The sequence below is a fragment of the Metapseudomonas cellulosilytica genome (genome assembly GCF_049334135.1).
Taxonomy (GTDB): domain Bacteria; phylum Pseudomonadota; class Gammaproteobacteria; order Pseudomonadales; family Pseudomonadaceae; genus Metapseudomonas.
The window spans coordinates 1-25952 of the sequence record NZ_JBHZGN010000024.1 but is presented as its reverse complement, the minus strand read 5'-3'; the positions used below and the strand labels follow the sequence as shown (position 1 = coordinate 25952).

Annotated in this window: 28 protein-coding genes; 18 read left to right on the top strand and 10 right to left on the bottom strand. The window is 64.7% G+C overall.

Annotated elements, in window-relative coordinates:
• Positions 1-34 precede the first annotated feature (34 nt).
• The 6 genes from ACFW0H_RS24105 to ACFW0H_RS24080 all read right to left on the bottom strand — a co-directional run bounded on the left by ACFW0H_RS24105 (position 35) and on the right by ACFW0H_RS24080 (position 5672).
• Positions 35-847 (bottom strand): SDR family oxidoreductase, encoded by an 813-nt coding sequence (locus ACFW0H_RS24105; RefSeq protein ID WP_422916371.1) that lies wholly within the window; start codon positions 845-847, stop codon positions 35-37.
• A gap of 104 nt (positions 848-951) precedes the next feature.
• Positions 952-1320 (bottom strand): DUF2784 domain-containing protein, encoded by a 369-nt coding sequence (locus ACFW0H_RS24100; protein ID WP_422916370.1) that lies wholly within the window; start codon positions 1318-1320, stop codon positions 952-954.
• A gap of 121 nt (positions 1321-1441) precedes the next feature.
• The gene (locus ACFW0H_RS24095) at positions 1442-3091 is read right to left on the bottom strand and encodes a cation acetate symporter (protein ID WP_422916369.1); all 1650 of its coding nucleotides are present in this window, start codon (positions 3089-3091) and stop codon (positions 1442-1444) included.
• Positions 3088-3399, bottom strand: a complete 312-nt coding sequence (locus ACFW0H_RS24090; protein ID WP_422916368.1) for a DUF485 domain-containing protein — start codon at positions 3397-3399, stop codon at positions 3088-3090. The genes ACFW0H_RS24095 and ACFW0H_RS24090 overlap by 4 nt, the downstream gene beginning before the upstream one ends.
• Before the next feature lie 306 nt (positions 3400-3705).
• Positions 3706-5364 carry a cation acetate symporter gene (locus tag ACFW0H_RS24085; protein ID WP_422916367.1) on the bottom strand — a complete coding sequence of 553 codons (1659 nt, stop codon included), beginning with the start codon at positions 5362-5364 and terminating at the stop codon, positions 3706-3708.
• The gene (locus tag ACFW0H_RS24080) at positions 5364-5672 is read right to left on the bottom strand and encodes a DUF485 domain-containing protein (RefSeq protein ID WP_422916366.1); all 309 of its coding nucleotides are present in this window, start codon (positions 5670-5672) and stop codon (positions 5364-5366) included. Before ACFW0H_RS24080 ends, ACFW0H_RS24085 begins: the two co-directional genes overlap by 1 nt.
• A 224-nt stretch (positions 5673-5896) precedes the next feature.
• On the opposite strand from ACFW0H_RS24080, the gene ACFW0H_RS24075 reads away from it, so the two are divergent.
• Together ACFW0H_RS24075 and ACFW0H_RS24070 are read left to right on the top strand one after the other, a co-directional pair.
• Positions 5897-6121 (top strand): DUF2061 domain-containing protein, encoded by a 225-nt coding sequence (locus ACFW0H_RS24075; protein ID WP_422916365.1) that lies wholly within the window; start codon positions 5897-5899, stop codon positions 6119-6121.
• Between the two features lie 112 nt (positions 6122-6233).
• Positions 6234-7784, top strand: coding sequence for a glycoside hydrolase family 17 protein (locus tag ACFW0H_RS24070; protein ID WP_422916364.1), 1551 nt, complete (start codon positions 6234-6236; stop codon positions 7782-7784).
• Positions 7785-7954: 170 nt separating this feature from the next.
• Here ACFW0H_RS24070 and ACFW0H_RS24065 read toward each other — a convergent pair whose 3' ends face one another.
• Complete coding sequence (locus ACFW0H_RS24065) at positions 7955-8335, bottom strand: hypothetical protein (RefSeq protein WP_422916363.1); 381 nt, start codon at positions 8333-8335, stop codon at positions 7955-7957.
• A gap of 240 nt (positions 8336-8575) precedes the next feature.
• Here ACFW0H_RS24065 and ACFW0H_RS24060 point away from each other — a divergent pair, with 240 nt between their 5' ends.
• The 3 genes from ACFW0H_RS24060 to ACFW0H_RS24050 all read left to right on the top strand — a co-directional run bounded on the left by ACFW0H_RS24060 (position 8576) and on the right by ACFW0H_RS24050 (position 11703).
• Positions 8576-9871, top strand: coding sequence for an alpha/beta fold hydrolase family protein (locus ACFW0H_RS24060; RefSeq protein WP_422916362.1), 1296 nt, complete (start codon positions 8576-8578; stop codon positions 9869-9871).
• Positions 9864-10628: an MlaA family lipoprotein gene (locus ACFW0H_RS24055; RefSeq protein ID WP_422916361.1), complete on the top strand. Its 765-nt coding sequence runs from the start codon at positions 9864-9866 to the stop codon at positions 10626-10628. The genes ACFW0H_RS24060 and ACFW0H_RS24055 overlap by 8 nt, the downstream gene beginning before the upstream one ends.
• Positions 10629-10857: 229 nt before the next feature.
• Entirely contained in the window at positions 10858-11703 is an 846-nt protein-coding gene (locus tag ACFW0H_RS24050; protein WP_422916360.1) for a pirin family protein, read from the top strand.
• 14 nt (positions 11704-11717) lie between these two features.
• Here ACFW0H_RS24050 and ACFW0H_RS24045 read toward each other — a convergent pair whose 3' ends face one another.
• Positions 11718-12920, bottom strand: a complete 1203-nt coding sequence (locus ACFW0H_RS24045) for a patatin-like phospholipase family protein (RefSeq protein ID WP_422916359.1) — start codon at positions 12918-12920, stop codon at positions 11718-11720.
• Between the two features lie 37 nt (positions 12921-12957).
• Positions 12958-13878: a lipid A biosynthesis lauroyl acyltransferase gene (locus ACFW0H_RS24040; RefSeq protein ID WP_422916358.1), complete on the bottom strand. Its 921-nt coding sequence runs from the start codon at positions 13876-13878 to the stop codon at positions 12958-12960.
• A 120-nt stretch (positions 13879-13998) separates the two neighbouring features.
• On the opposite strand from ACFW0H_RS24040, the gene minC reads away from it, so the two are divergent.
• The 7 genes from minC (at position 13999) to lpcA (ending at position 19336) form a co-directional block, all read left to right on the top strand.
• Positions 13999-14745: a septum site-determining protein MinC gene (minC, locus tag ACFW0H_RS24035; RefSeq protein WP_422916357.1), complete on the top strand. Its 747-nt coding sequence runs from the start codon at positions 13999-14001 to the stop codon at positions 14743-14745.
• A gap of 99 nt (positions 14746-14844) precedes the next feature.
• Entirely contained in the window at positions 14845-15660 is an 816-nt protein-coding gene (minD, locus tag ACFW0H_RS24030) for a septum site-determining protein MinD (protein ID WP_422916356.1), read from the top strand.
• Positions 15657-15911 (top strand): cell division topological specificity factor MinE, encoded by a 255-nt coding sequence (gene minE, locus ACFW0H_RS24025; RefSeq protein ID WP_280292442.1) that lies wholly within the window; start codon positions 15657-15659, stop codon positions 15909-15911. The genes minD and minE overlap by 4 nt, the downstream gene beginning before the upstream one ends.
• A gap of 58 nt (positions 15912-15969) precedes the next feature.
• A complete protein-coding gene (locus tag ACFW0H_RS24020) occupies positions 15970-16605 on the top strand; it encodes an RluA family pseudouridine synthase (protein ID WP_422916355.1) in 636 nt (211 codons plus the stop codon).
• Between the two features lie 37 nt (positions 16606-16642).
• Positions 16643-17227, top strand: a complete 585-nt coding sequence (locus ACFW0H_RS24015) for a class I SAM-dependent methyltransferase (protein ID WP_422916354.1) — start codon at positions 16643-16645, stop codon at positions 17225-17227.
• Between the two features lie 214 nt (positions 17228-17441).
• On the top strand, positions 17442-18731 hold the full coding sequence (locus ACFW0H_RS24010; protein ID WP_422916353.1) for a M18 family aminopeptidase: 1290 nt from the start codon (positions 17442-17444) through the stop codon (positions 18729-18731).
• A gap of 17 nt (positions 18732-18748) precedes the next feature.
• Entirely contained in the window at positions 18749-19336 is a 588-nt protein-coding gene (gene lpcA / locus ACFW0H_RS24005; protein ID WP_422916352.1) for a D-sedoheptulose 7-phosphate isomerase, read from the top strand.
• A 210-nt stretch (positions 19337-19546) separates the two neighbouring features.
• Here lpcA and ACFW0H_RS24000 read toward each other — a convergent pair whose 3' ends face one another.
• Positions 19547-20263, bottom strand: a complete 717-nt coding sequence (locus ACFW0H_RS24000) for a UTRA domain-containing protein (protein ID WP_422916351.1) — start codon at positions 20261-20263, stop codon at positions 19547-19549.
• Between the two features lie 301 nt (positions 20264-20564).
• Between ACFW0H_RS24000 and ACFW0H_RS23995 the strand changes: the two genes are divergently transcribed.
• Genes ACFW0H_RS23995 through ACFW0H_RS23970 form a run of 6 tightly spaced genes read left to right on the top strand, consistent with a single transcriptional unit; the run spans position 20565 to position 25702 of the window.
• On the top strand, positions 20565-21623 hold the full coding sequence (locus tag ACFW0H_RS23995; protein ID WP_422916350.1) for an ABC transporter substrate-binding protein: 1059 nt from the start codon (positions 20565-20567) through the stop codon (positions 21621-21623).
• A gap of 10 nt (positions 21624-21633) precedes the next feature.
• Positions 21634-22440 carry an alkaline phosphatase family protein gene (locus ACFW0H_RS23990; RefSeq protein ID WP_422916349.1) on the top strand — a complete coding sequence of 269 codons (807 nt, stop codon included), beginning with the start codon at positions 21634-21636 and terminating at the stop codon, positions 22438-22440.
• Positions 22437-23279, top strand: coding sequence for an ABC transporter permease (locus ACFW0H_RS23985; RefSeq protein WP_422916348.1), 843 nt, complete (start codon positions 22437-22439; stop codon positions 23277-23279). The genes ACFW0H_RS23990 and ACFW0H_RS23985 overlap by 4 nt, the downstream gene beginning before the upstream one ends.
• The gene (locus ACFW0H_RS23980) at positions 23266-24063 is read left to right on the top strand and encodes an ABC transporter permease (RefSeq protein ID WP_422916347.1); all 798 of its coding nucleotides are present in this window, start codon (positions 23266-23268) and stop codon (positions 24061-24063) included. Before ACFW0H_RS23985 ends, ACFW0H_RS23980 begins: the two co-directional genes overlap by 14 nt.
• Complete coding sequence (locus tag ACFW0H_RS23975; RefSeq protein ID WP_422916346.1) at positions 24060-25049, top strand: ABC transporter ATP-binding protein; 990 nt, start codon at positions 24060-24062, stop codon at positions 25047-25049. Before ACFW0H_RS23980 ends, ACFW0H_RS23975 begins: the two co-directional genes overlap by 4 nt.
• On the top strand, positions 25049-25702 hold the full coding sequence (locus ACFW0H_RS23970) for an HAD family hydrolase (RefSeq protein WP_422916345.1): 654 nt from the start codon (positions 25049-25051) through the stop codon (positions 25700-25702). Before ACFW0H_RS23975 ends, ACFW0H_RS23970 begins: the two co-directional genes overlap by 1 nt.
• The last annotated feature ends 250 nt before the right edge of the window (positions 25703-25952 follow it).

Here is a 25952-nt window from a genome sequence, read left to right as displayed (position 1 = left end):
GCGGCGCGAAAGCTGACCGATCGGCCAGCCTCCATCAGGCGTTGCTGCTGTGTTTGGCGCGCATCCGGGCGGACATGCTGGCCATCTCGTCGTAGAGCGCCTGCGGGTTCTTCTGCTTGAGCGCCCAGGCCATGCGCCCCTGTTCGTGGGGCAGGATCATGAAGGCTCCGGCAGCCACTTCCCGGAAGATGTAGTCGGCAATGTCGGCGGCACTGATGGGCGAGCTTTCCAGCAGCTTGCCCACCTGCTGTTTCATGGCCGGGGTCGGGCCACGGAAGGAGTCCAGCAGGTTGGTCTGGAAGAAGGACGGGCAGACCACGTGCACGCCCACGCCCTCTTCCTTCAGCTCGATCAGCAGGCTTTCGGACAACGCCACCACGCCGGCCTTGGCCACGTTGTAGTTGCTCATCGCCGGCCCCTGCATCAGCGCCGCCATGGAGGCGACGTTGATGATCCGGCCCTTGCTCTTCTGCAGCAGCGGCAGGAAGGCCTTGCAGCCCTTGACCACCCCCATCAGGTTGATCGCGATCTGCCAGTCCCAGTCCTCCAGGGACAATTCCTCGAAGAAGCCGCCCGAGGCGACGCCGGCATTGTTGACGATAATGTCGATGCCGCCGAGCTTCTCTTCGCAGGCCTGGGCCAGGGCGGTGAGCTGGCTGTAGTCACGGACGTCGCAGCGCTGGGTGAAGCCATCGCCGCCGGCCTCGCGGACCAGCTTCAGGGTTTCGGCCAGGCCGGCTTCGTTGACGTCGGACAGGGCCAGCTTCCAGCCCTCGCGCGCCCAGCGCAGGGCGATTTCGCGGCCGAGCCCGGAACCGGCTCCGGTGATCATGATGCGGTTGTGCATGGTGAGGTGCCTTTCTGCTTGTGCGGTAGATGAACCGCAGTGTAGCGAAGACCATAGTCCCACCACCCTTGAATCACGGCGCTGAATGATGGGGACAAACGCGGCTAGTGGCGCCGCATCAGGCGCCTGGCCAGCATGCAATAGGGCACCAGGTTGAGCAGCAGCACCAGAGCCCCGAGCCAGAGCTGGATGCCCGGCGTCAGCCCCGTCGGGTAGATCAGTGGCACAAGGTAATGCTCGATGAAACCACCGTTGTAGCCCTGCTCTCCCGCCGCCGTGCGCAGTTGGTTCTCCAGGGGCGTGAGCGGGCAGATAAGGTGGAGGAATTCCGCCGTTGCCCCCCAGGCCACCGCCGGCAGGTGCAGCAGCGCCAGGCGCGGCCATTTCAGCACCAGCACCCCTCCCACCATCACGAAGAGGATGAAGGCCAGGTGCAGCAGGAGCACGGCGTCGGCGGCGATGCGGTAGGTCATCGAACGGCGTCCACGGCAGGGTGACGGGTATTGCGATGTCCGATCCATCCTACGTTCCCTGCCAGGCAAACAAAAAGGGCAGCCCGAAGGCTGCCCAAGTCATGCAAGTGAACAGATCGGATCAATGCGCTACGGCGCCGCTGGCGCCCAGGCCGGTCTGGGAACGCACGAACTGCGGGTAGAAGCGGGCGCGTTCCTCGTCGGCCGCGGCGGACTTGTCGGTGATGGAGAAGAACCAGATACCGACGAAGGCCACCAGGATCGAGAACAGCGCCGGGTACTCGTAGGGGTAGACCGGGGTGGCATGGCCGAGGATCTGCACCCAGATGGTCGGGCCGAGGATCATCAGCCCCACGGCAGTCACCAGGCCCATCCAGCCGCCGATCATGGCGCCGCGGGTGGTCAGCTTCTGCCAGTACATGGAAAGGATCAGCACCGGGAAGTTGCAGCTGGCGGCGATGGAGAAGGCCAGGCCCACCATGAAGGCGACATTCTGCTTCTCGAACAGGATGCCGAGGCCGATGGCGACAACCCCCAGGACCACGGTGGTGATCTTCGACACGCGCAGTTCATCCTTCTCGCTCGCCTTGCCCTGCTTGAACACGGAGGCGTAGAGGTCGTGGGACACCGCCGAGGCACCGGCCAGGGTCAGGCCGGCCACCACCGCCAGGATGGTGGCGAAGGCCACGGCGGAGATGAAGCCGAGGAACAGGCTGCCGCCCACGGCATTGGCCAGGTGCACCGCCGCCATGTTGTTGCCGCCCAGCAGCGCGCCGCCGGCGTCCTGGAAGGCGGGGTCGGTGCTCACCAGCAGGATGGCGCCGAAACCGATGATGAAGGTCAGGATGTAGAAGTAGCCGATGAAGCCGGTGGCGTAGAACACCGATTTACGGGCTTCCTTGGCGTCGCTGACGGTGAAGAAGCGCATCAGGATATGCGGCAGACCGGCCACCCCGAACATCAGCGCAAGGCCGAGGGAAATGGCGGAGACCGGGTCCTTCACCAGGCCGCCGGGGCTCATGATGGCCTCGCCGTTCGGGTGGACCCTGATGGCTTCGCTGAACAGGACGCCAAGGTCGAAGCCGACGTGCCTCAGCACCATCAGCGCCATGAAGGTGGCGCCGAAGAGCAACAGGGCGGCCTTGATGATCTGCACCCAGGTCGTGGCCAGCATGCCGCCGAACAGCACGTAGAGCACCATCAGGATGCCCACCAGGACCACGGCAACGTGGTAGTTGAGGCCGAACAGCAGCTCGATCAGCTTGCCGGCGCCCACCATCTGGGCGATCAGGTAGAGGGCCACCACCACCAGCGAGCCGCTGGCGGACAGGGTGCGGATCTGCCGCTGCCCGAGCCGGTAGGAGGCCACGTCGGCGAAGGTGAACCTGCCGAGGTTGCGCAGGCGTTCGGCGATCAGGAAGAGGATCACCGGCCAGCCCACCAGCCAGCCGATGGCATAGATCAGGCCGTCGTAGCCGGAGGTGAACACCAGGGCGGAGATACCCAGGAAGGACGCCGCGGACATGTAGTCACCGGCGATCGCCAGGCCGTTCTGGAAACCGGTGATGCTGCCCCCGGCGGTGTAGAAGTCCGCACGGGACTTGCTGCGCTTGGAGGCCCACCAGGTGATGCCCAGGGTGGCCCCTACGAAGATCACGAACATGACGATGGCGGAAATATTCAGCGGCTGGCCCCCGGCCCCGCCGTCGGCCGCCCAGAGGGTGGGGATGACAGTCATCGGGACGATGGCCGCGAGAGTGCGCGCATTCATTGTCGGGCCTCCTTGAGGATTTCCTCGTTCAGTCGATCGAATTCGCCATTGGCGCGGTACACGTAGATCCCGGTCAGCAGGAAGGCCAGGACATCCAGGCCGATGCCAATGGGAATCCCCCAGGTCACCGGCGAGCCGGAGACGACGCGCCCCCCCAGGAAGCCGGGGGCGAAGGCGATCGTCAGGATGAAAGCCAGGTAAAGGCCGATGATCAGGGCCGAGAGCGCCCCGGCGAAACGCTGCCGCCGGGAAACCAGCTCATGGAATCGCGGGTTCCGCAGAATCCGCTCATTGATGGGGTCGGTCATCGCCGTAGTCCTCCTTGGCACGGGTTACAGGCGCCCCGAATCTAGGACAGCGGCACTTATTCGAAAGCCGACCTTGGTAGTAGGCCGGTCGCTCCTGGTTTACGGCAAAGGCCCATGGCTGCAGGGTTTGAGGCTGGCACTCGGATGGCGCCAGCGCTCGTTCCGACAACATTTGCGGAGCCGTCCCAGGCACGGACGGAACCAAACTGACACTGGATGTGGCACCCGCCAGCGCTCCGGCAGCGAGTGCGCCAACAAAAAGGGCAGCCCGAAGGCTGCCCAAGTCATGCAAGTGAACAGATCGGATCAGTGCGCTACGGCACCGCTGGCGCCCAGGCCAGTCTGCGAACGCACGAACTGCGGGTAGAAGCGGGCGCGTTCCTCGTCGGCAGCGGCGGACTTGTCGGTGATGGAGAAGAACCAGATACCGACGAAGGCCACCAGGATCGAGAACAGCGCCGGGTACTCGTAGGGGTAGACCGGGGTGGCGTGGCCGAGGATCTGCACCCAGATGGTCGGGCCGAGGATCATCAGCCCCACGGCAGTCACCAGGCCCATCCAGCCACCGATCATGGCGCCGCGGGTGGTCAGCTTCTTCCAGTACATGGAGAGGATCAGCACCGGGAAGTTGCAGCTGGCGGCGATGGAGAAGGCCAGGCCCACCATGAAGGCGATGTTCTGCTTCTCGAACAGGATGCCGAGGCCGATGGCGACAACCCCCAGAACCACGGTGGTGATCTTCGACACGCGCAGTTCATCCTTCTCGCTCGCCTTGCCCTTCTTGAACACGGAAGCGTAGAGGTCGTGGGACACCGCCGAGGCACCGGCCAGGGTCAGGCCGGCCACCACCGCCAGGATGGTGGCGAAGGCCACGGCGGAGATGAAGCCGAGGAACAGGCTGCCGCCCACGGCGTTGGCCAGGTGCACCGCCGCCATGTTGTTGCCGCCCAGCAGCGCGCCGGTGGCGTCCTTGAAGACGGGGTTGGTGCTGACCAGCAGGATCGCGCCGAAGCCGATGATGAAGGTCAGGATGTAGAAGTAGCCGATGAAGCCGGTGGCGTAGAACACCGATTTACGGGCTTCCTTGGCGTCGCTGACGGTGAAGAAGCGCATCAGGATGTGCGGCAGGCCGGCGGTGCCGAACATCAGGGCCAGACCGAGGGAGATCGCGGAGATCGGGTCCTTCACCAGGCCACCGGGGCTCATGATGGCCTCGCCTTTCGGGTGGACCTTGATGGCCTCGCTGAACAGGGTGGCGAAGTCGAAGTTGACGTGCTTGAGCACCATCAGCGCCATGAAGGAAGCGCCGGAGAGCAGCAGCACGGCCTTGATGATCTGCACCCAGGTGGTGGCCAGCATGCCGCCGAACAGCACGTAGAGCACCATCAGGATGCCCACCAGGACCACGGCGACGTGGTAGTTGAGGCCGAACAGCAGCTCGATCAGCTTGCCGGCACCCACCATCTGGGCGATCAGGTAGAAGGCCACCACCACCAGCGAGCCGCTGGCAGACAGGGTGCGGATTTCCTTCTGCTTCAGGCGGTAGGAGGCGACGTCGGCAAAGGTGTACTTGCCGAGGTTGCGCAGGCGTTCGGCGATCAGGAAGAGGATCACCGGCCAGCCCACCAGGAAGCCGATGGAGTAGATCAGGCCGTCGTAGCCGGAGGTGAACACCAGGGCGGAAATACCCAGGAAGGACGCCGCGGACATGTAGTCACCGGCAATCGCCAGGCCGTTCTGGAAGCCGGTGATGCTGCCGCCGGCGGTATAGAAGTCGGCAGCCGACTTGCTGCGCTTGGAGGCCCAGTAGGTGATGCAGAGGGTGAAGCCGACGAAGGCAACGAACATGACGATGGCGGAGACGTTCAGCGGCTGGCGCTGGACCTCGCCCTCGATGGCACCGGCGGCCCAGAGGGCGGGTGCGATGACCATCAGGCCGAGTGCGGCAAGGATGCGGGCGATCATTACTGAGCCTCCTTGAGGATTTCCTGGTTCATACGGTCGAATTCGCCGTTGGCGCGGCGAACGTAGATGCCGGTCAGCACGAAGGCGGACAGGATCAGACCGACACCGATCGGGATACCCCAGGTAATCGGAGACTCAGCGTTGATGCGGGTGCCGAGCACTTGCGGCTCGAAGGCGATCAGGAGAATAAAGGCCAGGTACAGGCCGAGCATGATGGCAGAGAGAATCCAGGCGAAGCGCTCTCGCTTGGAAACCAGTTCCTGAAAGCGCGGATTCTCCTGAATCCGCTTGTAGGTGCTGTCGTTCATTGTTGTTGTCCTCCACAGCGCGGGTTGCTGGTGAAGCCAACAATAGAACTGTCGTACAAGCGCAACAGACGACCTTAGTCGTACGCCCGCCAATTCTCGACCAAGGTCGTAGGACATCCATACAGCAAAGCTATCAACACCATGCTTGATGAACATTTCCCTGTATCGATCACCGGAACTAGCCTCTGCACATCGAATAATCATTCTCATTACCGAGGTGTGCCATGCTCAAGACCGTGACCTTCACCCTCATGCACTTCTGCATTGCCTTCAGCGTGGCCTACGTCCTGACCGGCAGCCTGGCGGTGGGCGGCCTGGTGGCGGCGGTCGAGCCGCTGTGCAATTCGGTGGGTTTCTACTTCCACGAGAAGATCTGGAAGCGCTTCGAGAAGGACGACAAGTCAAAGTCGGCAATCCCCCGGCACGCCTGGTTGCACCACCACGCCTGAGGCCGTCCCCCTGGAAATTCGCTGTGCGGATTTTCCACTTCGGGGCCGTAGGAGCGAGGGGGGCGAATCCGCTAAGATGCGCGGCTTTGCCCCCACGCAAGCACCCCTAGCCATGAGTCAGAACGCCCGTTTCCCGGCACTCCCCTACCTGTTCTCCTTCCTGGTCGCCGTACTGGCCCTTGCCGGCCTCTGGTATGGCCTCGGCAAGCCGGTGATCCTGCCGGACGCCGCCACCCCCAGCCACAAGCTGCAGTGCGCGTCCTACAGCCCCTTCGACAAGGACCAGTCGCCCTTCGACGAACCCTTCGTTCTGCGGCCCGAGCGCATGGACGCCGACCTGGCCCTGCTGGCGACCCGTTTCCACTGCGTGCGCACCTATTCCATGACCGGGCTGGAAGCCATCCCGGATCTGGCCCGCAAGCACGGCCTCAAGCTGATGCTGGGCGCCTGGGTGAACGGCAACCCGGTGGATACCCAGAAGGAGATCAACCTCCTGGTCAAGGCCGCCAACGCCAACCCGGACGTGGTGCAGTCGGTGATCGTGGGTAACGAGACGCTGCTGCGCAAGGAAGTCACAGGCGCCCAACTGGCCAAGCTGATCGAACAGGTCAAGGCCCAGGTGCAGCAACCGGTGACTTACGCGGACGTCTGGGAATTCTGGCTGCAGCACCCGGAGGTGGCGCCGGCGGTGGACTTCATCACCATCCACCTGCTGCCCTACTGGGAAGACGACCCCACCGGCATCGACCAGGCCCTGCGCCACGTCGCTGAAATCCGCCAGGTGTTCGGCAATCGTTTCGCCCCCAAGGACATCTTCATCGGCGAAACCGGCTGGCCGAGCGAAGGCCGCCAGCGCGAAACGGCCATTCCGAGCCGGGTCAACGAGGCGAAGTTCATCCGTGGATTCGTCGCCATGGCCGAGCAGAACGGCTGGGGCTACAACCTGATCGAGGCCTTCGACCAGCCCTGGAAACGCGCCAGCGAAGGTGCGGTAGGCGGCTACTGGGGCCTGCTCGATGCCGACCGCCAGGAGAAAGGCGTGCTCGCCGGCCCGGTCACCAACCTGCCCTACTGGCCCATGTGGCTCGGCATCTCCGGCCTGATCTTCCTCGCGACCCTGGCGCTCGCCGGTCGCCCGGCCTCGACCCGCGCGGCCCTGGCGCTGCCTCTGCTGGCCGCCGTCGGCGCCGCCAGCATCGGCCTCTGGGGCGAGCTGGCGCGGGTCACCAGCCGCTTCGTCGGCGAATGGCTCTGGGCGGTTCTCCTGGTGGGCCTCAACCTGATCGTCCTGGCCCACGGCGCCTTGGCGCTGTCGGCCCGCGGCGGCCTGCGCAGTCGCCTGTTCGACTGGCTGGACGCCCGTGGCGGCTGGTGGCTGGCCGCCTCCGGCTTCGCCGGTGCGGTGCTGATGCTGGCCCTGGTGTTCGATGCCCGCTACCGCAGCTTCCCCAGCGCAGCCCTGCTGCTGCCGGCGCTGGTCTACCTGTTCCGCCCGGTAGCCGCACCGCGCCGCGAAATCGCCCTGATGGCCGTACTCATCGGCGCGGGTATCGTCCCGCAGCTCTACGAAGAGACCCTGGGCAACGTCCAGGCCATCGGCTGGGCCGCGGTGAGCGCCCTGCTGCTGGCGGCGCTTTGGCGCAGCCTGCGGGTTCGCGGCTGAGCCTAGCTGCCGTAGGTTGGCGCTGAGCCTGCGAAGCCCAACGCTTGCAGGGTCAGCATCACCCCGTTGGGCCTCGCTTCGCTCGGCACCAACCTACGGCAATGCGTTCCACCGGATGCCTGAAACGAAAAAGGACGCTCGAAGCGTCCTTTTTTGTTTCTGCTGGCTGCTCAGGCCGCTACCGGAACAGCCGCCGATCGGCGTACCAGGCGCAGACCGGCGATGACGCAGGCGAACACGGCAAGGCTGGCGGTGTAGAGCACCAGGGCCGGCAGGGCGAAGAGCAGTGCCAGCAGGGCCAGGAACCAGCCGGCGCGGCCGGACAGGAAGAAAGAAACCAGCGCGGCGCCGAGGCCGATCCAGGCAATGACGCGGAAGTGGATCAGCAGCCCGAGGCCAGCGCGCACCTGGCACTCCCAGCGTTGCGCCTCGTCGACGCACAGGCCGACCCACTGGCCGTCCTCCATCAGGGCGAAACGAATCCCGTAGCTGGCGGCCAGCCAGAGCGGCAGCAGGATCAGCAGCAGGACAAGGGACGTACGGCTGGGCATGGTTCTCTCCGAATGGGTAAGCGGCGCCAAGGATACCCCCCCGACGTGGGTATGCAAGGGCCTTGCCTGATGTATGGACCGCACTCGAAGCACTTGCAGTTGTCATAGGCTCGGTATTCACTCATGACGTTCACTTATAAGTAACGCGAACCGGCGGCCTCGCAGGCACGTCAGGGGAGTGGCTGGTGCCCGTGCAAACAGTCCCAGGCCTCCACCGAAACCGAACAGGGACCCTTTCCTATGCTCCGTCTTCGCCTTGCCGCCCTGCTGGGCAGCCTGATTCTCTGCGCGCAAGCACTGGCTGCGGACCTGACGCCGGAGGGCTACGGCTTTCCGATCACCAATCCGTTCGAAGCGACCATCGCCACCACGCCGCCGGACCTGCGCAGCGAAGTGCCGGCGGACGATGATATCGACCAGTCCGACTACGACCTCAAGTTGCGTCCCGAGCGGGAGAACGCCCTGCCCGACAACTTCTGGTCGGTGAAGAAGCTGCGCTATCGCCTGGCCCGTCAGAAAGGCCCGGCTCCGCTGGTGTTCGTCATCGCCGGCACCGGCGGCCACTACGCCAGCACCCACGCGGAAAACCTCAAGCGGCTCTTCTACGGCGCCGGCTACCACGTGGTGCAGCTGTCCTCGCCCACCAGCTACGACTTCATGACCTCCGCCTCGCGCCATGCCACGCCGGGGCTCACGGCCGAAGACGCCGACGACCTGTACCGGGTGATGCAGGCCGTGCGCGCCCAGCACCCGGACCTGCCGATCACCGGCTACTACCTCACCGGATACAGCCTCGGAGCCCTGGAGGCGGCCTTCGTCAGCCATCTGGACGAGACCCGCCGCAGCTTCAACTTCAAGCGCGTGCTGTTGCTCAACCCGCCGGTCAACCTCTACACCTCGGTGACCAATCTCGATCGCCTCGTACAGACCCGGGTCAAGGGCATCGACGACACCACCACCTTCTACCAGGTGGTGCTCGGCAAATTGACCCGCTACTTCCAGCAAAAGGGCTACATCGACCTCAACGACGCCCTGCTGTTCGACTTCCAGGACTCCAAGCAGCGCTTGTCCAACGAGCAGATGGCGATGCTGATCGGCACCTCCTTCCGCTTTTCCTCCTCGGACATCGCCTTCACCTCGGACCTGATCAACCGCCGTGGCCTGATCACGCCGGTGACACTCCCGATCACCGAAGGCACCAGCCTGACGCCCTTCTACAAGCGCGCCCTGCAGTGCGACTTCGACTGCTACATCACCGAGCAGCTGATCCCTTACTGGCGCGCCCGCTACGACGGCGGCAGCCTTACCCAGCTGATCAACCAGGTCAGCCTCTACGCGCTGGAGGACTACCTCAAGAACAACAGCAAGATCGCCGTCATGCACAACGCCGACGACCTCATCCTCGGCCCCGGCGACCTGGGCTTCCTGCGCCGCACCCTGGGAGACCGACTCACCGTGTATCCCCACGGTGGGCATTGCGGCAACCTCAACTACCGCGTCAACGGCGACGCCATGCTGGAGTTCTTCCGTGGCTAAGAAAGCACTCTTCATCGCCCTGCTGTTGACCAGCGGACTGGCCCAGGCCCAGGAGCCGGACAAGGATGGTTTCACCCAGCCGCTCAAGGACCTGAAGTTCAATCCCGGCCTGGACCAGCGCGAGTTCGAACGTTCTACCCTGGACGCGCTCAACGTCGACGACCCCTTCGAGCCCTGGAACCGGCGGATCTATCACTTCAACTACCGCTTCGACGAATGGGTTTTCCTGCCGGTGGTCCGCGGCTACCGCTACGTCACGCCGCGTTTCCTACGCAGCGGGGTGAGCAATTTCTTCAGCAACCTGGGCGATGTGCCCAACCTGTTGAACAGCGTTCTGCAGTTGAAAGGCCAGCGTTCCATGGAAATCACCGGGCGCCTGCTGCTCAACACCACCCTAGGCGTCGCCGGTCTCTGGGACCCGGCCACACGCATGGGCCTGCCCAAGCAGACCGAGGACTTCGGCCAGACCCTGGGCTACTACGGCCTCACCGAAGGCCCCTACCTGATGCTGCCGATCCTCGGCCCGTCCAACCTGCGGGATACCGGCGGACTGGTGGTGGACTACGTGGCCGACTACCAGATCAACTTCCTCAATGTGCCGGAAGTCAGCAGCGACCACCCGGAAATTACGGTCCTGCGCATGGTGGACAAGCGCTACACCACCAAATTCCGCTACGGCCAGCTCAACTCCCCTTTCGAATACGAGAAGCTGCGCTACGTCTACACCCAGTCGCGCAGGTTGCAGATCGCGGAGTAGGAGCTCCGCTCTTGTAGGGGCGAATTCATTCGCCAAGCAGGCCGAAGGTCTGCCCTGAAGTGTATTGGGGCAGCTTCGCCGCCCTTGGCGAATGAATTCGCCCCCACAGGAAGAGCAGATCGCGCCTTCTTAACATCTATTCTCTCGATATAAACCAAGCAAAAACACGCACCATTTATTCAATTTATCGGCGTAGCATCGACCCCATTCCAACCTTGAGGAGGTCCAGATGAGCCATCGCCAGATTCTCGAACAACGCCCCGGCCAGCCCGCTTCCGACGGCGCTGGCGTCAACCTGACCCGCGTCTTCGCCGAACAGGGCGTGCCGCGCTTCGATCCCTTCCTGATGCTCGACGAGTTCGGCTCGGCCAATCCGGACGACTACGTCGCCGGCTTCCCGGCGCACCCGCACCGCGGCTTCGAGACTATCACCTACATGATCGAAGGCCGCATGCGCCATGAGGACCACCTGGGCAACAGCGGCCTGCTGCAAAACGGCGGCGTGCAGTGGATGACCGCCGCCCGCGGCATCATCCACAGCGAGATGCCGGAACAGGAGGAAGGCGTGATGCGCGGCTTCCAGATCTGGCTCAACCTGCCGGCCAAGGACAAGATGGGCGACCCCGGCTACCGCGATTTCGACCCCGCGGAAATTCCCCGCGTGCGTACCGAGGCAGGCGTGGCGGCGCTGGTGATCGCCGGCCGCTTCGAGGAAGGCGCGCTGAGCCAGGACGGCGCCGTGCAGCGCCCCCACAGCGAGCCGCACATCTTCGACCTCGACCTGCCCGCGGGCAGCCGGGTGTCCCCGCGCCTGGCCGATGGCCTGCGGGTGATGCTCTATGTCTACGAGGGCGAGGTCCGGGTCAACGGCCAGGCCGTTGCCAAGGGTCGTCTGGTGCGACTGTCCGAACAGGGTGCGCTGGAACTGGCCAGCGATTCCGGCACCAAGGTGCTGTTGCTGGCCGGGCGTCCCCTTGGCGAACCCATCGTCCAGTACGGTCCCTTCGTGATGAACAGCCGCGAGGAGATCGAGCAGGCACTGCGTGACTATCGCGACGGCCGCTTCGGCGCCTGAACAATCACTGGGCCCTAAGCAGCGGGCACGGTCTGGGGATGCACCGGTGCCGTCTCCAGGCCGAGGAATCGTTGCAACTCGTCGCGCTTGGCCATGGCGTCCTGGTAGCCCAGTTCGATCAGTTCGTTGCAGTAACCGGGCTCGAACAGCAGGTAGCTGAGCACCCCTGCGCCGCTGGCCCGGGTCGCCCCGGGGCCGCGCAGGAAGGTGCGGATGGCGCGCGGCATCTCGCGTCGATGGCGTGCGGCGATCTCATCCAGCGGCCGGCTCGGCGAGATCACCAGAACGTCCACCTGCTTCGAACTGAGATTGCGCGGCCTGACCTCTGCCGGAATGGCCCGGCTCATGCGATTGATCCGCTCCAGCAGTTCGATATCGCTTTCCAGATTGTCGATGAAGGTGCTGTTCAGCAGGTGCCCGCTGATCTGCGCCAGGGTCGGCGGCCGTCCGCCCTGGGGCTGCACCACCTCCTGAGTGGGGTTCATGCCCAGCGGGTTGCCGCTCACCCCTACCACCAGCACCCGGTTGGCGCCCAGGTGCAGCGCCGGGCTGATGGGCGCCGTCTGGCGCACCGCACCGTCGCCGAAATACTCGCGGCCCAGGCGTACCGCCGGGAACAACATGGGAATCGCCGCGCTGGCCATCAGGTGCTCGACACCCAGGCGGGTCGGCACGCCCACCCGGCGGTGGCGATACCAGGGCTCGATGGTGGCGCGGCCCTGATAGAAGGTCACCGCCTGGCCGGTTTCATAGCCGAAGGCGGTCACCGCCACGGCCCGTAGCTGGCGCGTACGCACCGCGGCGGAGATCCCCGAGAAGTCCAGCTCACGCTGCAGGAGCTCGCGCAGGGGCGCGTTGTCCAGCAACGCCGCCGGGATGTCACGGCCCAGGCCGAGCAGGTTATGGCCAAAGAAGCGCGAACTCTGGCGCAGCACGCCGGGCCAGTCGCTGCGATAGATCTGCCCGCAACGGAAGCCCTGCCAGACGCTGTTGAGGCGGCGGATCGCCTGGCTGAAATGCAGCGCGCCGCAGGCCAGGCCGACGGCGTTCACCGCCCCGGCGGACGTACCCACGATCACCGGAAAAGGGTTGCAGGCGGCATCCGGCAGCAGATCTGCGATGGCGCCCAGCACGCCCACCTGATAGGCCGCCCGCGAACCGCCACCGGAGAGAATCAGCCCGGTTACGGGCTTCTGGGGGGTAGCGGTTACATCCATGGACGGCACTCCGGGCGTTCTGTTCCGAGTATAGGTTTCAGTAAAGCTTGGGCGCCCCCTCCGGGCGGGTCTTGAAGCGGCGGTGGGCCCAGAGGTATTGCTCGGGGCACTCACGCACAGCCCCTTCCACCCACTGATTGATCCGCAGGCAATCGGCCTCCTCGGTTTCCCCGGGGAAATCGGCCAGCGGTGGGTGGATCACCAGCCGGTAGCCGGAACCATCCTCCAGGCGCCGCTGGGTGAAGGGCAGGACAATCGCGCGGCCCAGGCGGGCGAACTTGGTGGTGGCGGTAACGGTGGCCGCCTCGATGCCGAACAGCGGCACGAACAGGCTCTGCTTGCGGCCATAGTCCTGGTCCGGTGCGTACCAGATGGCGCGCCCGGCGCGCAGCACCTTGAGCATGGCGCGCACGTCCTCGCGCTCGATGGCGGTGGCGTCCAGGTTGTGGCGCTCGCGGCCACGGCGCTGGATGAAGTCGAACAGCGCGTTCTTGTGCTCGCGGTACATGCCATCGATGGTATGCACCTGGCCGAGCAGCGCGGCGCCGATCTCCAGGGTGGTGAAGTGCACGGCCATGAGGATCACCCCCTGCCCTTGGGCCTGGGCATTCTGCAGGTGCTCCAGCCCTTCGATATGGGACAACCGCGCCAGGCGGGGCTTGGGCCACCACCAGCTCATGGCCATTTCAAAGAAGGCGATGCCGGTGGAGGCGAAGTTCTCCCGCAGCAGGCGCTCGCGTTCGGCGCTGGACAGTTCCGGGAAACACAACTCCAGGTTGCGCCGGGCAATTTTCCGTCGCGAACCGGCCACCCGCAGCATCAGCGCCCCCAGCACGCGGCCCAGGCCCAGTTGCACCCGATAAGGCAGCAGGGTGATCAGCCAGAGCAGGCCCAGGCCCAGCCACAGCACCCAATAACGCGGGTGGAGGAACTGTGGGCGAAATTGAGGTCTATCCATCTCTGAATCCGCTTGAGCGAGAAAACCGCGCATTCTACTCGAATTGTGCCGCCCCCTCCGGCTTGCTAGCGCCGGGCGATCTCGCTATAAGTCCTCGCCATTCACGATTGCAGGCAGACCATGAGCCAAGCCGACATTCTCGACCAAGATCCCGTGTTCCAGCTCAAGGGCAGCATGCTCGCCATCACCGTGATGGAACTGGCCCACTACGACCTCGAACGCCTCGACCGGCAACTGGACGAAAAAGTCGCCCAGGCCCCCAACTTCTTCCAGAACACCCCGTTGGTGATGGCGCTGGACAAGCTGCCAGAGGGCGAACAGCCCCTGGACTTGCCGGCCCTGCTGGACATCTGCCGCCGCCACGGGCTGCGCACCCTGGCCATCCGCGCCAGCCGCGACGAGCACATCAAGGCCGCCGACGCCCTCGACATCCCGGTGTTGCCGCCATCCGGCGCCCGCGAGCGCCCCATCGATCCGGTGGAGCCCGCGGCACGGAAGAAGGTCGAAAAGCCGGCCGAGCCGCCAAAGCCCGAGGTGCAACCGACAAAAGTCATCACCACGCCTGTGCGTGGTGGCCAACAGGTCTATGCTCCAGGCGGCGACCTGGTGGTGCTGGCCGCGGTCAGCCCGGGGGCGGAACTTCTGGCCGACGGCAACATCCATGTGTACGGTCCCATGCGCGGCCGTGCGCTGGCCGGCATCAAGGGCGATACGAAGGCGCGGATTTTCTGCCGCCAATTGGCCGCCGAGCTGGTCTCGGTGGCCGGCCAGTACAAGGTTGCCGACGACCTGAGACGCGATCCGCTGTGGGGTCAGCAGGTGCAAGTCAGCCTGTCGGGAGACGTGTTGAACATCACCCGTCTTTAACGGATACTGCCGCGAAATTTCAGGGACCTGAAAGGGAAGAAGGACGGCTCGGATGGGTCGATAACTTCCCGATTTTCTTATCATTTGGGGTGAATCACCTTGGCCAAGATCCTCGTTGTCACGTCCGGCAAGGGTGGAGTGGGTAAAACCACCACCAGCGCCGCCATCGGTACCGGTCTCGCACTGCGCGGTCACAAGACTGTCATCGTCGACTTCGACGTCGGCCTGCGTAACCTGGACCTGATCATGGGTTGCGAACGCCGCGTGGTGTATGACTTCGTCAACGTCATCAACGGCGAAGCGACCCTCACCCAGGCCCTGATCAAGGACAAGCGCCTTGAGAACCTCTACGTCCTGGCCGCCAGCCAGACCCGCGACAAGGACGCCCTGACCCTCGAAGGCGTCGGCAAGGTCATCGAGGAGCTGTCCCAGAGCTTCGAATACGTGGTCTGCGACTCGCCGGCCGGTATCGAGAAGGGCGCCCACCTGGCCATGTACTACGCCGACGAGGCGATCGTCGTGACCAACCCGGAAGTCTCCTCCGTGCGCGACTCCGACCGCATGCTCGGTCTGTTGGCCAGCAAGTCCCGCCGTGCCGAGCAAGGCCAGGATCCGATCAAGGAACGCCTGCTGCTGACCCGCTACAACCCCGAGCGCGTCACCAAGGGCGAAATGCTCGGCGTCGAAGACGTCGAGGAAATCCTCGCCATCAACCTGCTCGGTGTGATTCCGGAATCCCAGGCGGTGCTCAAGGCCTCCAACCAGGGTATCCCGGTCATCCTCGACGACCAGAGCGACGCCGGCCAGGCGTACAGCGATTCCGTCGATCGTCTGCTCGGCAAGGAGCTGCCTCACCGCTTCCTCGACGTGCAGAAGAAAGGACTCTTACAACGCCTGTTCGGAGGCCGTGAATGAACATTTTCGACTTCTTTCGCGAGCGGAAGAAGCAGAACAGCGCTTCGATCGCTAAGGAACGACTCCAGATCATCGTCGCCCACGAACGTGGTCAACGCAGCCAGCCGGACTACCTGCCGGCCCTGCAGAAAGAACTGGTGGACGTGATTCGCAAGTATGTCGACATCGACCAGGAGCAGGTCCAGGTCTTGCTGGAGGATCAGGGCAACTGCTCGATCCTCGAGTTGAACATTACCCTGCCCGATCGTTGATCGACGCAGTTGTGCAATGACGGCGGCCTTGGCCGCCGTCGGCGTTTCCGGAACCCCAATGCCGCTTTCCCAAATCGAATTCATTCATCAGGACGACGCCCTGCTGGTGGTCAACAAGCCCACCCTGCTGTTGTCCGTGCCCGGCCGCGCCGAGGACAACAAGGACTGCCTGATCACCCGCCTGCAGGAGAACGGTTACCCGGAGGCACGCATCGTCCATCGACTGGACTGGGAAACCTCCGGCCTGATCGTCCTGGCCCGTGACGCCGACAGCCACCGCGAGCTGTCCCGCCAGTTCCATGACCGGGAAACCGAAAAGGCCTACACCGCCCTCTGCTGGGGCGAGCCGGAGCTGGACAGCGGCCGTATCGAACTGCCCCTGCGCTACGACCCGCCGACCAAGCCGCGCCATGTGGTGGATTTCGAGCAAGGCCGCCACGCCCTGACGTTCTGGCGCGTGATCGAACGCTGCGGCCACTACAGCCGCGTCGAGCTGACCCCGATCACCGGACGCTCGCACCAGTTGCGCGTGCACATGCTGTCCATCGGTCACCCGCTGCTCGGCGACCGTCTCTATGCCAACCCCGAGGCCCTGGCCGCCCATGACCGGCTCTGCCTGCATGCCAGCCTGCTCTGCCTGACCCATCCCCGGACGGGTGAACGCCTTCGATTCGAGTGTCCTGCGCCGTTCTGACCTAGGCTCAAGAAAAAGGCTTCGATCCGGGACAATCATGAGCTTCACCGAGTTCTACAACGCGACCGAAGGTCAACCCGCCCGTTTCACCCTGCTCACCGCCCTGGAAATCTGGGACGGGCCGCCCGGCCACGCCCTGGACCTGGGCTGCGGTGCCGGCCGCGACACCCTCGAACTGCTCCGGCGCGGCTGGCGGGTGCTGGCCGTGGATGCCGAACCCGAGGCTCTGGCCCGTCTCGAAGCGCAAGTGGACGAAGACAAACGCCCAAGGCTGCAAAGCCTTTGCTGCCGCTTCGAATCCATGCCGCTTCCACCAGCCAACCTGGTCAACTCCAGCTTCGCCCTGCCCCTCTGCCCGCCCGCAGCCTTTCCCAACCTGTGGCAGGCCATCTGCGGCGCCCTGCCGGCCGGCGGCCTGTTCGCCGGCCACCTGTTCGGCGAGCGGGACGACTGGGCCGACAACGGCATCACCATCCTCCGCCGCCGACAGCTGGAAGAGCTGCTCTCTGGCTGGGACGTGCTGATGCTGGAGGAAAAGGAAGAAGACGGCGTCACCGCCAAGGGCCGCAACAAGCACTGGCACCTGTTTTCGGTGGTGGCCCGGCGCCGGGAGGGTGGATAGCGCTTTTCTATCCACCAGCGAGGCAGCGCCAGACAGCGATGGTGGAAATCCCCAAAGGGATTTCCACCCTACGCACCGATCGACATGGAATCTCCTACAACCAGGCCCCAGCCCCCGGCTATCAACCTGTTAGCGAAAATTCACCGCCACCCGGCCTCCTAATCCCCGAGCCCGATGGGATAAACTCCCGGCCACTGCTGTCCGGAGTCCCACAATGCGCGAAGAGTTGAACCAGGGCCTGATCGATTTCCTCAAGGCCTCGCCCACCCCCTTCCACGCCACCCGCAGCCTGGCCAAGCGCCTGGAGGCTGGCGGCTATGTGCGCCTCGACGAACGCGAGGCCTGGCGCATCGAAAGCGGTGGCCGTTATTACGTTACCCGCAACGACTCCTCCATAGTCGCCATCAAGCTGGGCAAGCGCCCGGTGCTGGATGGCGGCCTGCGCCTGGTGGGCGCCCACACCGACAGCCCCTGCCTGCGGGTCAAGCCGAACCCGGAACTGCACAAGCAGGGCTTCTGGCAACTGGGCGTGGAAGTCTATGGCGGCGCGCTGCTGGCGCCCTGGTTCGACCGCGACCTGTCCCTGGCCGGCCGTGTCACCTACCGCGCCGCCGGGATGGTGGAAAGCCAACTGGTGGACTTCCAGGCCCCCATCGCCGTGATCCCCAACCTGGCCATCCACCTCAACCGTGAAGCCAACCAGGGCTGGGCGATCAACGCCCAGACCGAGCTGCCGCCGATCCTGGCCCAACTGGCCGCCGGCGAAGCCCGCGAATTCCGCGACCTGCTGGCCGAACAGCTGACCCTGGAACACGGGGTGGTCGCCGACGCGGTGCTGGATTACGAGCTGTCCTTCTACGACACCCAGAGCGCCGCGGTGATCGGCCTGGACGGCGACTTCATCGCTGGCGCGCGCCTGGACAACCTGCTGTCCTGCTACGCCGGCCTGCAGGCGCTGCTGGCCGCCGAAGCCGACGAAAGCTGCGTGCTGGTCTGCACCGACCACGAGGAAGTGGGCTCCTGCTCGGCCTGTGGTGCCGACGGCCCCATGCTGGAGCAGGTGTTGCGTCGCGTATTGCCGGAAGGCGACGCCTTCGCCCGGGTCATCCAGCGCTCCCTGCTGGTATCGGCCGACAACGCTCACGGCGTGCACCCGAACTACGCCGACAAGCACGACGGCAATCACGGCCCGAAACTCAATGCCGGCCCGGTGATCAAGGTCAACAGCAACCAGCGCTACGCCACCAACAGCGAAACCGCCGGTTTCTTCCGCCACCTGTGCCTGGAGAACGAAGTGCCGGTGCAGAGCTTCGTGACCCGTAGCGACATGGGTTGCGGCTCCACCATCGGTCCGATCACCGCCAGCCAGCTGGGAGTGCGCACGGTGGACATCGGCCTGCCGACCTTCGCCATGCACTCGATCCGCGAGTTGGCCGGCAGCCACGACCTGGCCCATCTGGTGAAAGTGCTGGCCGCCTTCTACTCCAGCCACGACCTGCCCTGAACCGCAAGGAACCCCGCATGCTCAGCCATATCCGCAACAGCCTGGAGGAAGCCAGGTCTGCCCTGGACAACTTCATCGCCAACGAGCAAGCCCTGAAAAGCGTCGAGCGTGCGGCGGAACTCCTGGTCGAGAGCTTCGAGAACAAGGGCAAGGCGTTTTCCTGCGGCAACGGCGGCTCCATGTGCGATGCCATGCACTTCGCCGAGGAGCTGACCGGTCGCTACCGCAAGAACCGCCCCGGTATCGCCGCCGTGTCCATCAGCGACGCCAGCCATATCAGCTGCGTCGCCAATGACTTCGGCTACGACTACATCTTCTCCCGCTATATCGAATCCCACGGCCGTGCCGGCGATGTGCTGATCGCCATCAGCACCAGCGGCAGGAGCCCCAACGTGATCAAGGCCGCAGAAGCCGCCCGCGCCCTGGGCGTGAAGGTGGTGGCCCTCACCGGCAAGCCCGGCTCGGCCCTGGAAGCGCTGGCCGATGTCTGCATCTGCGCCCCCGGCGGCGACTTCGCCGACCGCGTGCAGGAACTGCACATCAAGGTGCTGCATATCCTGATCGAGCTGGTGGAGCGCAAGCTGGCGCCGGAGAACTACGCCTGACGGGAGATCGCTTCACCCTGTAGGGGCGAATTCATTCGCCAAGCGGACCTCAGGTTCGCCCTCCGGAGTCCCGCCCCTCTCCCCCCAGCCCCCGCCCTACGCCCCGGCCTGATCGCTACGCACTCCGTTCACATGTAGGGTGGGCTTCAGCCCACCAGCACAGTTTCCCGTGGGCTAAAGCCCACCCTACGAAGGAAGCCTCTTCCAGCCTCACTCCGGCACTTCCACGCTCACATGGATCGCATCGTGCCGCCAGAACTCCAGGTCGCAATCGATCAACCGCCCGTGCTGGTCGCGGTTGATCCGGGTGATCTTCAGCGCCGGGCTGCCGGCTGACACCTTCAGCGGCGCCGCCGCCTCCGGGTGCAGGGCGGTGGGCACCATGTCGAAACGCACCCGGCCGTAGCGGATGCCAAATTCGCTGTCATACAGCTCGGTGAGCGAGCGGGTCAGGTCGAAATCGATGATGCCGGGGAAATACGCCGGATTCAGGTAGTGCTCCACGTAGAGCACCAGGCGTCCGTCCACCCGGCGAACGCGGCGGATCTGGTAGACGCTGGACAACGCCGGCAACTCCAGCAGCTCGCAGATCTCCACGCTCGCCGGAATCAGCCTCGCCCCCAGCACCTCGGTCGCCGGCGTGCGCCCCTGTTCGGCCACCATGGCGTGGAAGTGACTGCGCACCAGCGGGTTGTAGGCCAGCCGGGACGGGGAGACGAACCAGCCGCGGCGTTCCTCGCGGTAAATCAGCCCCTGGGCCTCCAATTGCCCCAGCGCCTCGCGCAGGGTGATGCGGGTGGTATCGAACAGTTCGCTCAGCTTGCGCTCGGCGGGCAGCTTGCTGCCCTGGGGCAGCAGGCCATGCTCGATCTGTTCCTGCAGTGCGCTGCAGATGGCGGTCAGGGTGCGGGGCGCCTCATCGCGCATCGAAAGACTCCAATCTGGAATAGACCAACACCAACAAGGTGCACCACGGTCGGGTTTGCCGGCCATCCTAGGCAGCCTAGATGACCATGGGATGACAGTCAGGCACGCCTGCATGCGCCATGCCATCGCCAAACGCGACAGCCTCCCGAATCAGCGACTTAGCCATGGTCTACGCTTTTCAGGCGTCTGTCGCGCCCGGATCGGGTGGCGACCCTGAAATCAAACCGTCATCCAAGGCTTTTAGATTTGGCCTGGGTCTTGCTGATCTAGACCAACCTCCAAACCTGCTAAGGAGCTTCACATGAAACGCCTGTTGCTGGCTTCACTGATGGGAACGGCCATCGCCCTGGGAACCCAGGCCATGGCAAGCGACGCAGATCTGAAGAGTCTCGAACAAGCCGCCCGCAAGGAAGGCACGGTGAACAGCGTTGGCATGCCCGACAGCTGGGCCAATTGGAAAGACACCTGGGTCGACCTCAACAAGCAGTATGGCCTCAAGCACGTCGACACCGACATGAGTTCGGCCCAGGAAATCGCCAAGTTCGCCGCCGAGAAGGACAATGCCACCGCCGACATCGGCGACGTGGGCGCGGCCTTCGGCCCCATCGCCGTGCAACAGGGCGTGACCCAGCCGTACAAACCCAGCACCTGGACACAGATCCCCGACTGGGCCAAGGACGCGGACGGCCACTGGATGCTGGCCTATACCGGCTCCATCGCCTTCATCGTCAACAAGCAGTTGGTGAAGGAATCGCCCAAATCCTGGGCCGACCTGAAGACCGGCAAGTACAAGGTCGCCATCGGTGACGTCAGCGCCGCCGCCCAGGCGGTCAACGGCGTGCTGGCCGCCTCCATCGCCAATGGCGGCAACGAGAAGAACATCCAGCCGGGCCTGGATTTCTTCGCCGAGATTGCCAAGCAGGGCCGCCTGTCGCTGTCCAACCCCACCATCCAGACCCTGGAGAAGGGCGAGGTGGAAGTGGGCATCGTCTGGGACTTCAATGGCCTGTCCTACCGCGACCAGATCGACCCCAGCCGCTTCGACGTGCTGATCCCCGCCGACGGTTCGGTGATCTCCGGCTACACCACCATCATCAACAAGTACGCGAAGAACCCCAACGCCGCCAAGCTGGCCCGCGAATACATCCTCAGCGACGCCGGCCAGATCAACCTGGCCAAGGGCAATGCCCGGCCGATCCGCGCCGAGCACCTGACCCTGCCGGCCGAGGTCAAGGCCAAGCTGCTGCCCAACGAGCAGTACGCCAAGGTCCAGCCGATCAAGGACGCCAAGGCCTGGGAAGAGACCTCCAAGGCACTGCCGCAGCTGTGGCAAGAGCACGTCATCATAGAAATGGAGTAAGGCTCCCGCGATGAAGCACAAAGTCATCCTCGTTCTGCTGGATGGCCTGAACTACGAGGTGGCCCGGCACGCGCTGGGCCACCTGCAGGCCTACTGCGGGGCCGGCCGCGCCGCCTTGTACAAGCTCCAGTGCGAGCTGCCGGCGCTGTCCCGCCCGCTCTATGAATGCATCCTGACCGGCGTGCCGCCGATCGAGAGCGGCATCGTCCATAACGACGTGGTGCGCCTGTCGAAGGAGCGCAGCATCTTTCACTACGCCAGCGCCGCCGGGCTCGGCACCGCCGCCGCCGCGTACCACTGGGTCAGCGAGCTGTACAACAATTCGCCGTTCAACGCCGCCCGCGACCGCCATACCGAAGCCCCGCAGCTGCCGATCCAGCACGGCCACTTCTATTACGCCGACCACTACCCGGACTCGCACCTGTTCGCCGACGCCGAAAGCCTGCGCCAGCGCCACAGCCCGGATTTCCTCCTGGTGCATCCGATGAACGTGGACGACGCCGGCCACAAGCACGGCCTGGACTCGCCCCAGTACCGCAACAGCGCGCGACGCGCCGACATCCTCCTGGCCGAGTACCTGCAGCACTGGCTGGACGCCGGCTACCAGGTGCTGGTGACCGCCGACCACGGCATGAACGACGACCGTTCCCACAACGGCCTGCTTCCCGAGGAGCGCGAGGTTCCACTGTTCGTCCTGGGCGCAGCCTTCAGCCTGGATACAACTGCGCAACCCAAGCAGACCGAACTCTGCGGCACCGTGTGCGAGCTGCTCGGGGTCGACCATGACAAGTCCTTCTGCCGGGAGCTGCTGAAGTGAACACCGCCAAACGGGGCAAATGGCTGGCGCTGCTCTGCCTGCTGCCCTTCGCCCTGTTCTTCATCGCCTTCCAGATCGCACCGCTGGCCTGGGTGGCCATCCACAGCCTGAATACCCCCGACGGTTGGGGCCTGGGCAACTTCGCCAAGGTGTTCAGCTCGAAGTTCTACCTGCAGGCGATCAAGCACAGCCTGCAGATCGCCTTCTGGTCGAGCCTGTTCGGCATCGTCATCGCGGTGATCGGCAGCTACTCGTTGCGCAAGGTGGACTCGAAGCTGCGCGACTTCGTCATGGCGTTTTCCAACATGACCAGCAACTTCGCCGGGGTTCCGCTCGCCTTCGCCTTCATCATCCTGCTCGGCTTCAACGGTGCGCTGACCATCCTGCTCAAGCAGTCGGGCCTGATCGAGGACTTCAACCTCTATTCGAAGGCCGGCCTGATCGTGCTCTACACCTACTTCCAGATTCCCCTGGGCGTGCTGTTGCTCTACCCGGCCTTCGACGCCCTACGTGAAGACTGGCGCGAATCGGCCGAACTGCTCGGCGCCGGCCCCTGGCAGTTCTGGCGACACATCGGCCTGCCGGTGCTGACCCCGGCGCTGCTGGGCACCTTCGTCATCCTGCTGGCCAACGCCCTGGGTGCCTACGCCACGGTCTACGCCCTGACCACCGGCAACTTCAACGTACTGACCATCCGCATCGCCGCCATGGTCGCCGGCGACATCGCCCTCAATCCCAACCTGGCCAGCGCCCTGGCGATGATCCTCGTGGGACTGATGGCACTGATCACCGTGGTTCACCAATGGATGCTGAAGAGGAGCTACCATGTCGCGCGCTGAAGCCCGCAGCGGCAGTCTCTACCACCGCGTGGTGGTCTGGTTGCTGTTCCTGATCCTCCTGCTGCCGCTGGCCGGCACCCTGCTCTATTCCCTGTCCACCAGTTGGTCGGCAACCATCCTGCCGGAAGGCCTCACGCTCAAGTGGTACCTGGCGCTTTGGAGCGACGTGCGCTTCCTCACCGCCTTCGGCCAGTCGCTGCTGGTGTGCTTCGGTGCCCTGCTGCTGTCGGTGGTACTGATCCTGCCGCTGCTGTTCGTGGTGAACTACCACTTCCCGAGACTCGACGGGCTGATGAACATCCTCATCCTGCTGCCCTTCGCGGTGCCGCCGGTGGTGTCCTCGGTAGGGCTGCTGCAGATCTACGGTTCGGGGCCGCTGGCCATGGTGGGCACGCCCTGGATCCTGATCGGCTGCTTCTTCACCATCGCCCTGCCCTTCATGTACCGCGCCATCACCAACAACCTGCAGGCGATCAACCTGCGCGACCTGATGGACGCCGCCCACCTGCTCGGCGCCAGCACCTGGAAGGCGGCCTTCCTGGTGGTGCTGCCGAACCTGCGCAAGGGCCTGATGGTGTCGCTGTTCCTGTCGTTCTCCTTCCTCTTCGGCGAGTTCGTCTTCGCCAACCTGCTGGTGGGCACCCGCTACGAGACCCTGCAGGTGTACCTGAACAACATGCGCAACAGCAGCGGCCACTTCAACAGCGCCCTGGTGATCTCCTACTTCTTCTTCGTACTGCTGTTCACCTGGGCAGCCAATCGTCTGAACAAGGACAAGGCATGAGTTTTCTTTCCATCCGCGGCCTGCACAAGAACTATGGCCAGACCGCCATCTTCAGCGACATCCACTGCGAGATCGGCAAGGGCGAGTTCGTCACCCTGCTCGGTCCTTCGGGTTGCGGCAAGTCCACCCTGCTGCGCTGCATCGCCGGCCTGACCGAAGTCAATGGCGGGCAGATCCTGCTGGACGGCCAGGACCTGGTGCCGCTGTCGCCGCAGAAGCGCGGCATCGGCATGGTGTTCCAGAGCTATGCGCTGTTCCCCAACATGACCGTGCAGCAGAACGTCGCCTTCGGCCTGCGCATGCAGAAGGCCTCGGCCGCCGAGAGCGGCCGGCGCGTGGATGAGGCCCTGGCCATGGTGGAACTGCGGGACTTCGCTGACCGCTACCCGCACCAGCTCTCCGGCGGCCAGTGCCAGCGCGTGGCCCTGGCCCGCTCGCTGGTCACCCGGCCGCGCCTGTTGTTGCTGGACGAGCCGCTCTCGGCACTGGACGCGCGCATCCGCAAGCACCTGCGCGAACAGATCCGCGCCATCCAGCAGGAGCTGGGGCTGACCACCATCTTCGTCACCCACGACCAGGAAGAAGCCCTGACCCTGTCCGACCGCATCTTCCTGATGAACGCCGGGCGCATCGTCCAGAGCGGTGACGCGGAAACCCTCTACACCGCACCAGTGGACGCCTTCGCCGCCGGCTTCATCGGCAACTACAACCTGCTCGACGCCGACGCCGCCAGCCGCCTGCTGCAACGCCCGGTGAACGGCCGCATTGCCATCCGTCCCGAGGCCATCGCCCTCAGCCACGACGGCGGCATCGAAGCCGAGGTGCGCAGCCACAGCCTGTTGGGCAACGTGGTGCGTTACCGGGTCGAAGCTCGCGGCGTGGAACTGGTGGTGGACGTACTCAACCGCTCCGCCGAAGATCTGCACCGCAAGGGCCAGCGCATTGGCCTGCGCATCGACGACCATGCAATTCGGGAGGTGGCCTGATGGCCCTGGCAATCTTCGACCTGGACGACACCCTGATAGACGGCGACTGCGCCAGCCTGTGGAGCGCGCACATGGCCGAGCTGGGTTGGGTCGATGGGGAATCCTTCGTCCGCAGGGACCACGAGCTCATGGCCCTCTACGCCGAAGGCAAGCTGGCCATGGAGGACTACATGGCCTTCAGCCTGTCGCCGCTGGTGGGGCGCACGGCCGAGGAGGTGGAGTTCGTCGTCGGGCCCTTCGTCGAGGACGTCATCGAGCCGCTGATCCACTCCGACGCCATGCGCTGCCTGGCGCAGCACCGTTCCGCCGGCGATCGCATCCTGATCATCTCCGCTTCGGCGCACTTCCTGGTCAGCGCCATCGCCGAACGCCTGGGCGTGGAGGAAGTCCTGGCCATCGAACTGGAAGAACAGCACGGCTGCTTCAGTGGCCGCACCCGCGGCGTGCTCACCTACCGCGAAGGCAAGGTGGCCCGCCTGAATGCCTGGCTGGAAGAGCACCGGGAAAGCCTGGACGGCGCCTACTTCTATTCCGACTCCCGCAACGACTTGCCCCTGCTGTCCCTGGTGGCCAATCCCCACACGGTCAACCCCGACCCGACGCTGCGGGCCCATGCCGAAGAGGCGGGCTGGCCGATCCTCGACTGGCGCTGAGCCCCCGCTCCCAGGACCTGTAGGAGCGAATTCATTCGCGAATAGGCCCGCAAAAACCAAGGGTGGATGTCGTTTTTCACATCCACCAGCGAGGCCAAGCTCGACACCGACGGTGGATCGGTGAAGCGTGATCCACCCTTGTATCTCGACTAGCGTCCTTTCAAAGAGCGATAGTCCCCGACTGATCATCGGGGGAGGGTCAGGAAGCCGTATCCACCCTTAGGCCTCGAGCTTGCGACGTAGATAGTGC

Coding starts and splice junctions, on each gene's coding strand:
- minC (WP_422916357.1), top strand. CDS start 13,999: ATGAGCCAAGCCGACATTCTCGACCAAGATCCCGTGTTCCAGCTCAAG.
- ACFW0H_RS24050 (WP_422916360.1), top strand. CDS start 10,858: ATGAGCCATCGCCAGATTCTCGAACAACGCCCCGGCCAGCCCGCTTCC.
- ACFW0H_RS23990 (WP_422916349.1), top strand. CDS start 21,634: ATGAAGCACAAAGTCATCCTCGTTCTGCTGGATGGCCTGAACTACGAG.
- ACFW0H_RS24010 (WP_422916353.1), top strand. CDS start 17,442: ATGCGCGAAGAGTTGAACCAGGGCCTGATCGATTTCCTCAAGGCCTCG.
- ACFW0H_RS24060 (WP_422916362.1), top strand. CDS start 8,576: ATGCTCCGTCTTCGCCTTGCCGCCCTGCTGGGCAGCCTGATTCTCTGC.
- ACFW0H_RS23975 (WP_422916346.1), top strand. CDS start 24,060: ATGAGTTTTCTTTCCATCCGCGGCCTGCACAAGAACTATGGCCAGACC.
- ACFW0H_RS24020 (WP_422916355.1), top strand. CDS start 15,970: ATGCCGCTTTCCCAAATCGAATTCATTCATCAGGACGACGCCCTGCTG.
- ACFW0H_RS24065 (WP_422916363.1), bottom strand. CDS start 8,335: ATGCCCAGCCGTACGTCCCTTGTCCTGCTGCTGATCCTGCTGCCGCTC.
- ACFW0H_RS23995 (WP_422916350.1), top strand. CDS start 20,565: ATGAAACGCCTGTTGCTGGCTTCACTGATGGGAACGGCCATCGCCCTG.
- ACFW0H_RS24045 (WP_422916359.1), bottom strand. CDS start 12,920: ATGGATGTAACCGCTACCCCCCAGAAGCCCGTAACCGGGCTGATTCTC.
- lpcA (WP_422916352.1), top strand. CDS start 18,749: ATGCTCAGCCATATCCGCAACAGCCTGGAGGAAGCCAGGTCTGCCCTG.
- ACFW0H_RS24095 (WP_422916369.1), bottom strand. CDS start 3,091: ATGAATGCGCGCACTCTCGCGGCCATCGTCCCGATGACTGTCATCCCC.
- ACFW0H_RS24040 (WP_422916358.1), bottom strand. CDS start 13,878: ATGGATAGACCTCAATTTCGCCCACAGTTCCTCCACCCGCGTTATTGG.
- ACFW0H_RS24080 (WP_422916366.1), bottom strand. CDS start 5,672: ATGAACGACAGCACCTACAAGCGGATTCAGGAGAATCCGCGCTTTCAG.
- minE (WP_280292442.1), top strand. CDS start 15,657: ATGAACATTTTCGACTTCTTTCGCGAGCGGAAGAAGCAGAACAGCGCT.
- ACFW0H_RS23980 (WP_422916347.1), top strand. CDS start 23,266: ATGTCGCGCGCTGAAGCCCGCAGCGGCAGTCTCTACCACCGCGTGGTG.
- ACFW0H_RS24085 (WP_422916367.1), bottom strand. CDS start 5,364: ATGATCGCCCGCATCCTTGCCGCACTCGGCCTGATGGTCATCGCACCC.
- ACFW0H_RS24000 (WP_422916351.1), bottom strand. CDS start 20,263: ATGCGCGATGAGGCGCCCCGCACCCTGACCGCCATCTGCAGCGCACTG.
- ACFW0H_RS24090 (WP_422916368.1), bottom strand. CDS start 3,399: ATGACCGACCCCATCAATGAGCGGATTCTGCGGAACCCGCGATTCCAT.
- ACFW0H_RS24100 (WP_422916370.1), bottom strand. CDS start 1,320: ATGACCTACCGCATCGCCGCCGACGCCGTGCTCCTGCTGCACCTGGCC.
- ACFW0H_RS23970 (WP_422916345.1), top strand. CDS start 25,049: ATGGCCCTGGCAATCTTCGACCTGGACGACACCCTGATAGACGGCGAC.
- ACFW0H_RS24105 (WP_422916371.1), bottom strand. CDS start 847: ATGCACAACCGCATCATGATCACCGGAGCCGGTTCCGGGCTCGGCCGC.
- ACFW0H_RS24075 (WP_422916365.1), top strand. CDS start 5,897: ATGCTCAAGACCGTGACCTTCACCCTCATGCACTTCTGCATTGCCTTC.
- ACFW0H_RS24070 (WP_422916364.1), top strand. CDS start 6,234: ATGAGTCAGAACGCCCGTTTCCCGGCACTCCCCTACCTGTTCTCCTTC.
- ACFW0H_RS24015 (WP_422916354.1), top strand. CDS start 16,643: ATGAGCTTCACCGAGTTCTACAACGCGACCGAAGGTCAACCCGCCCGT.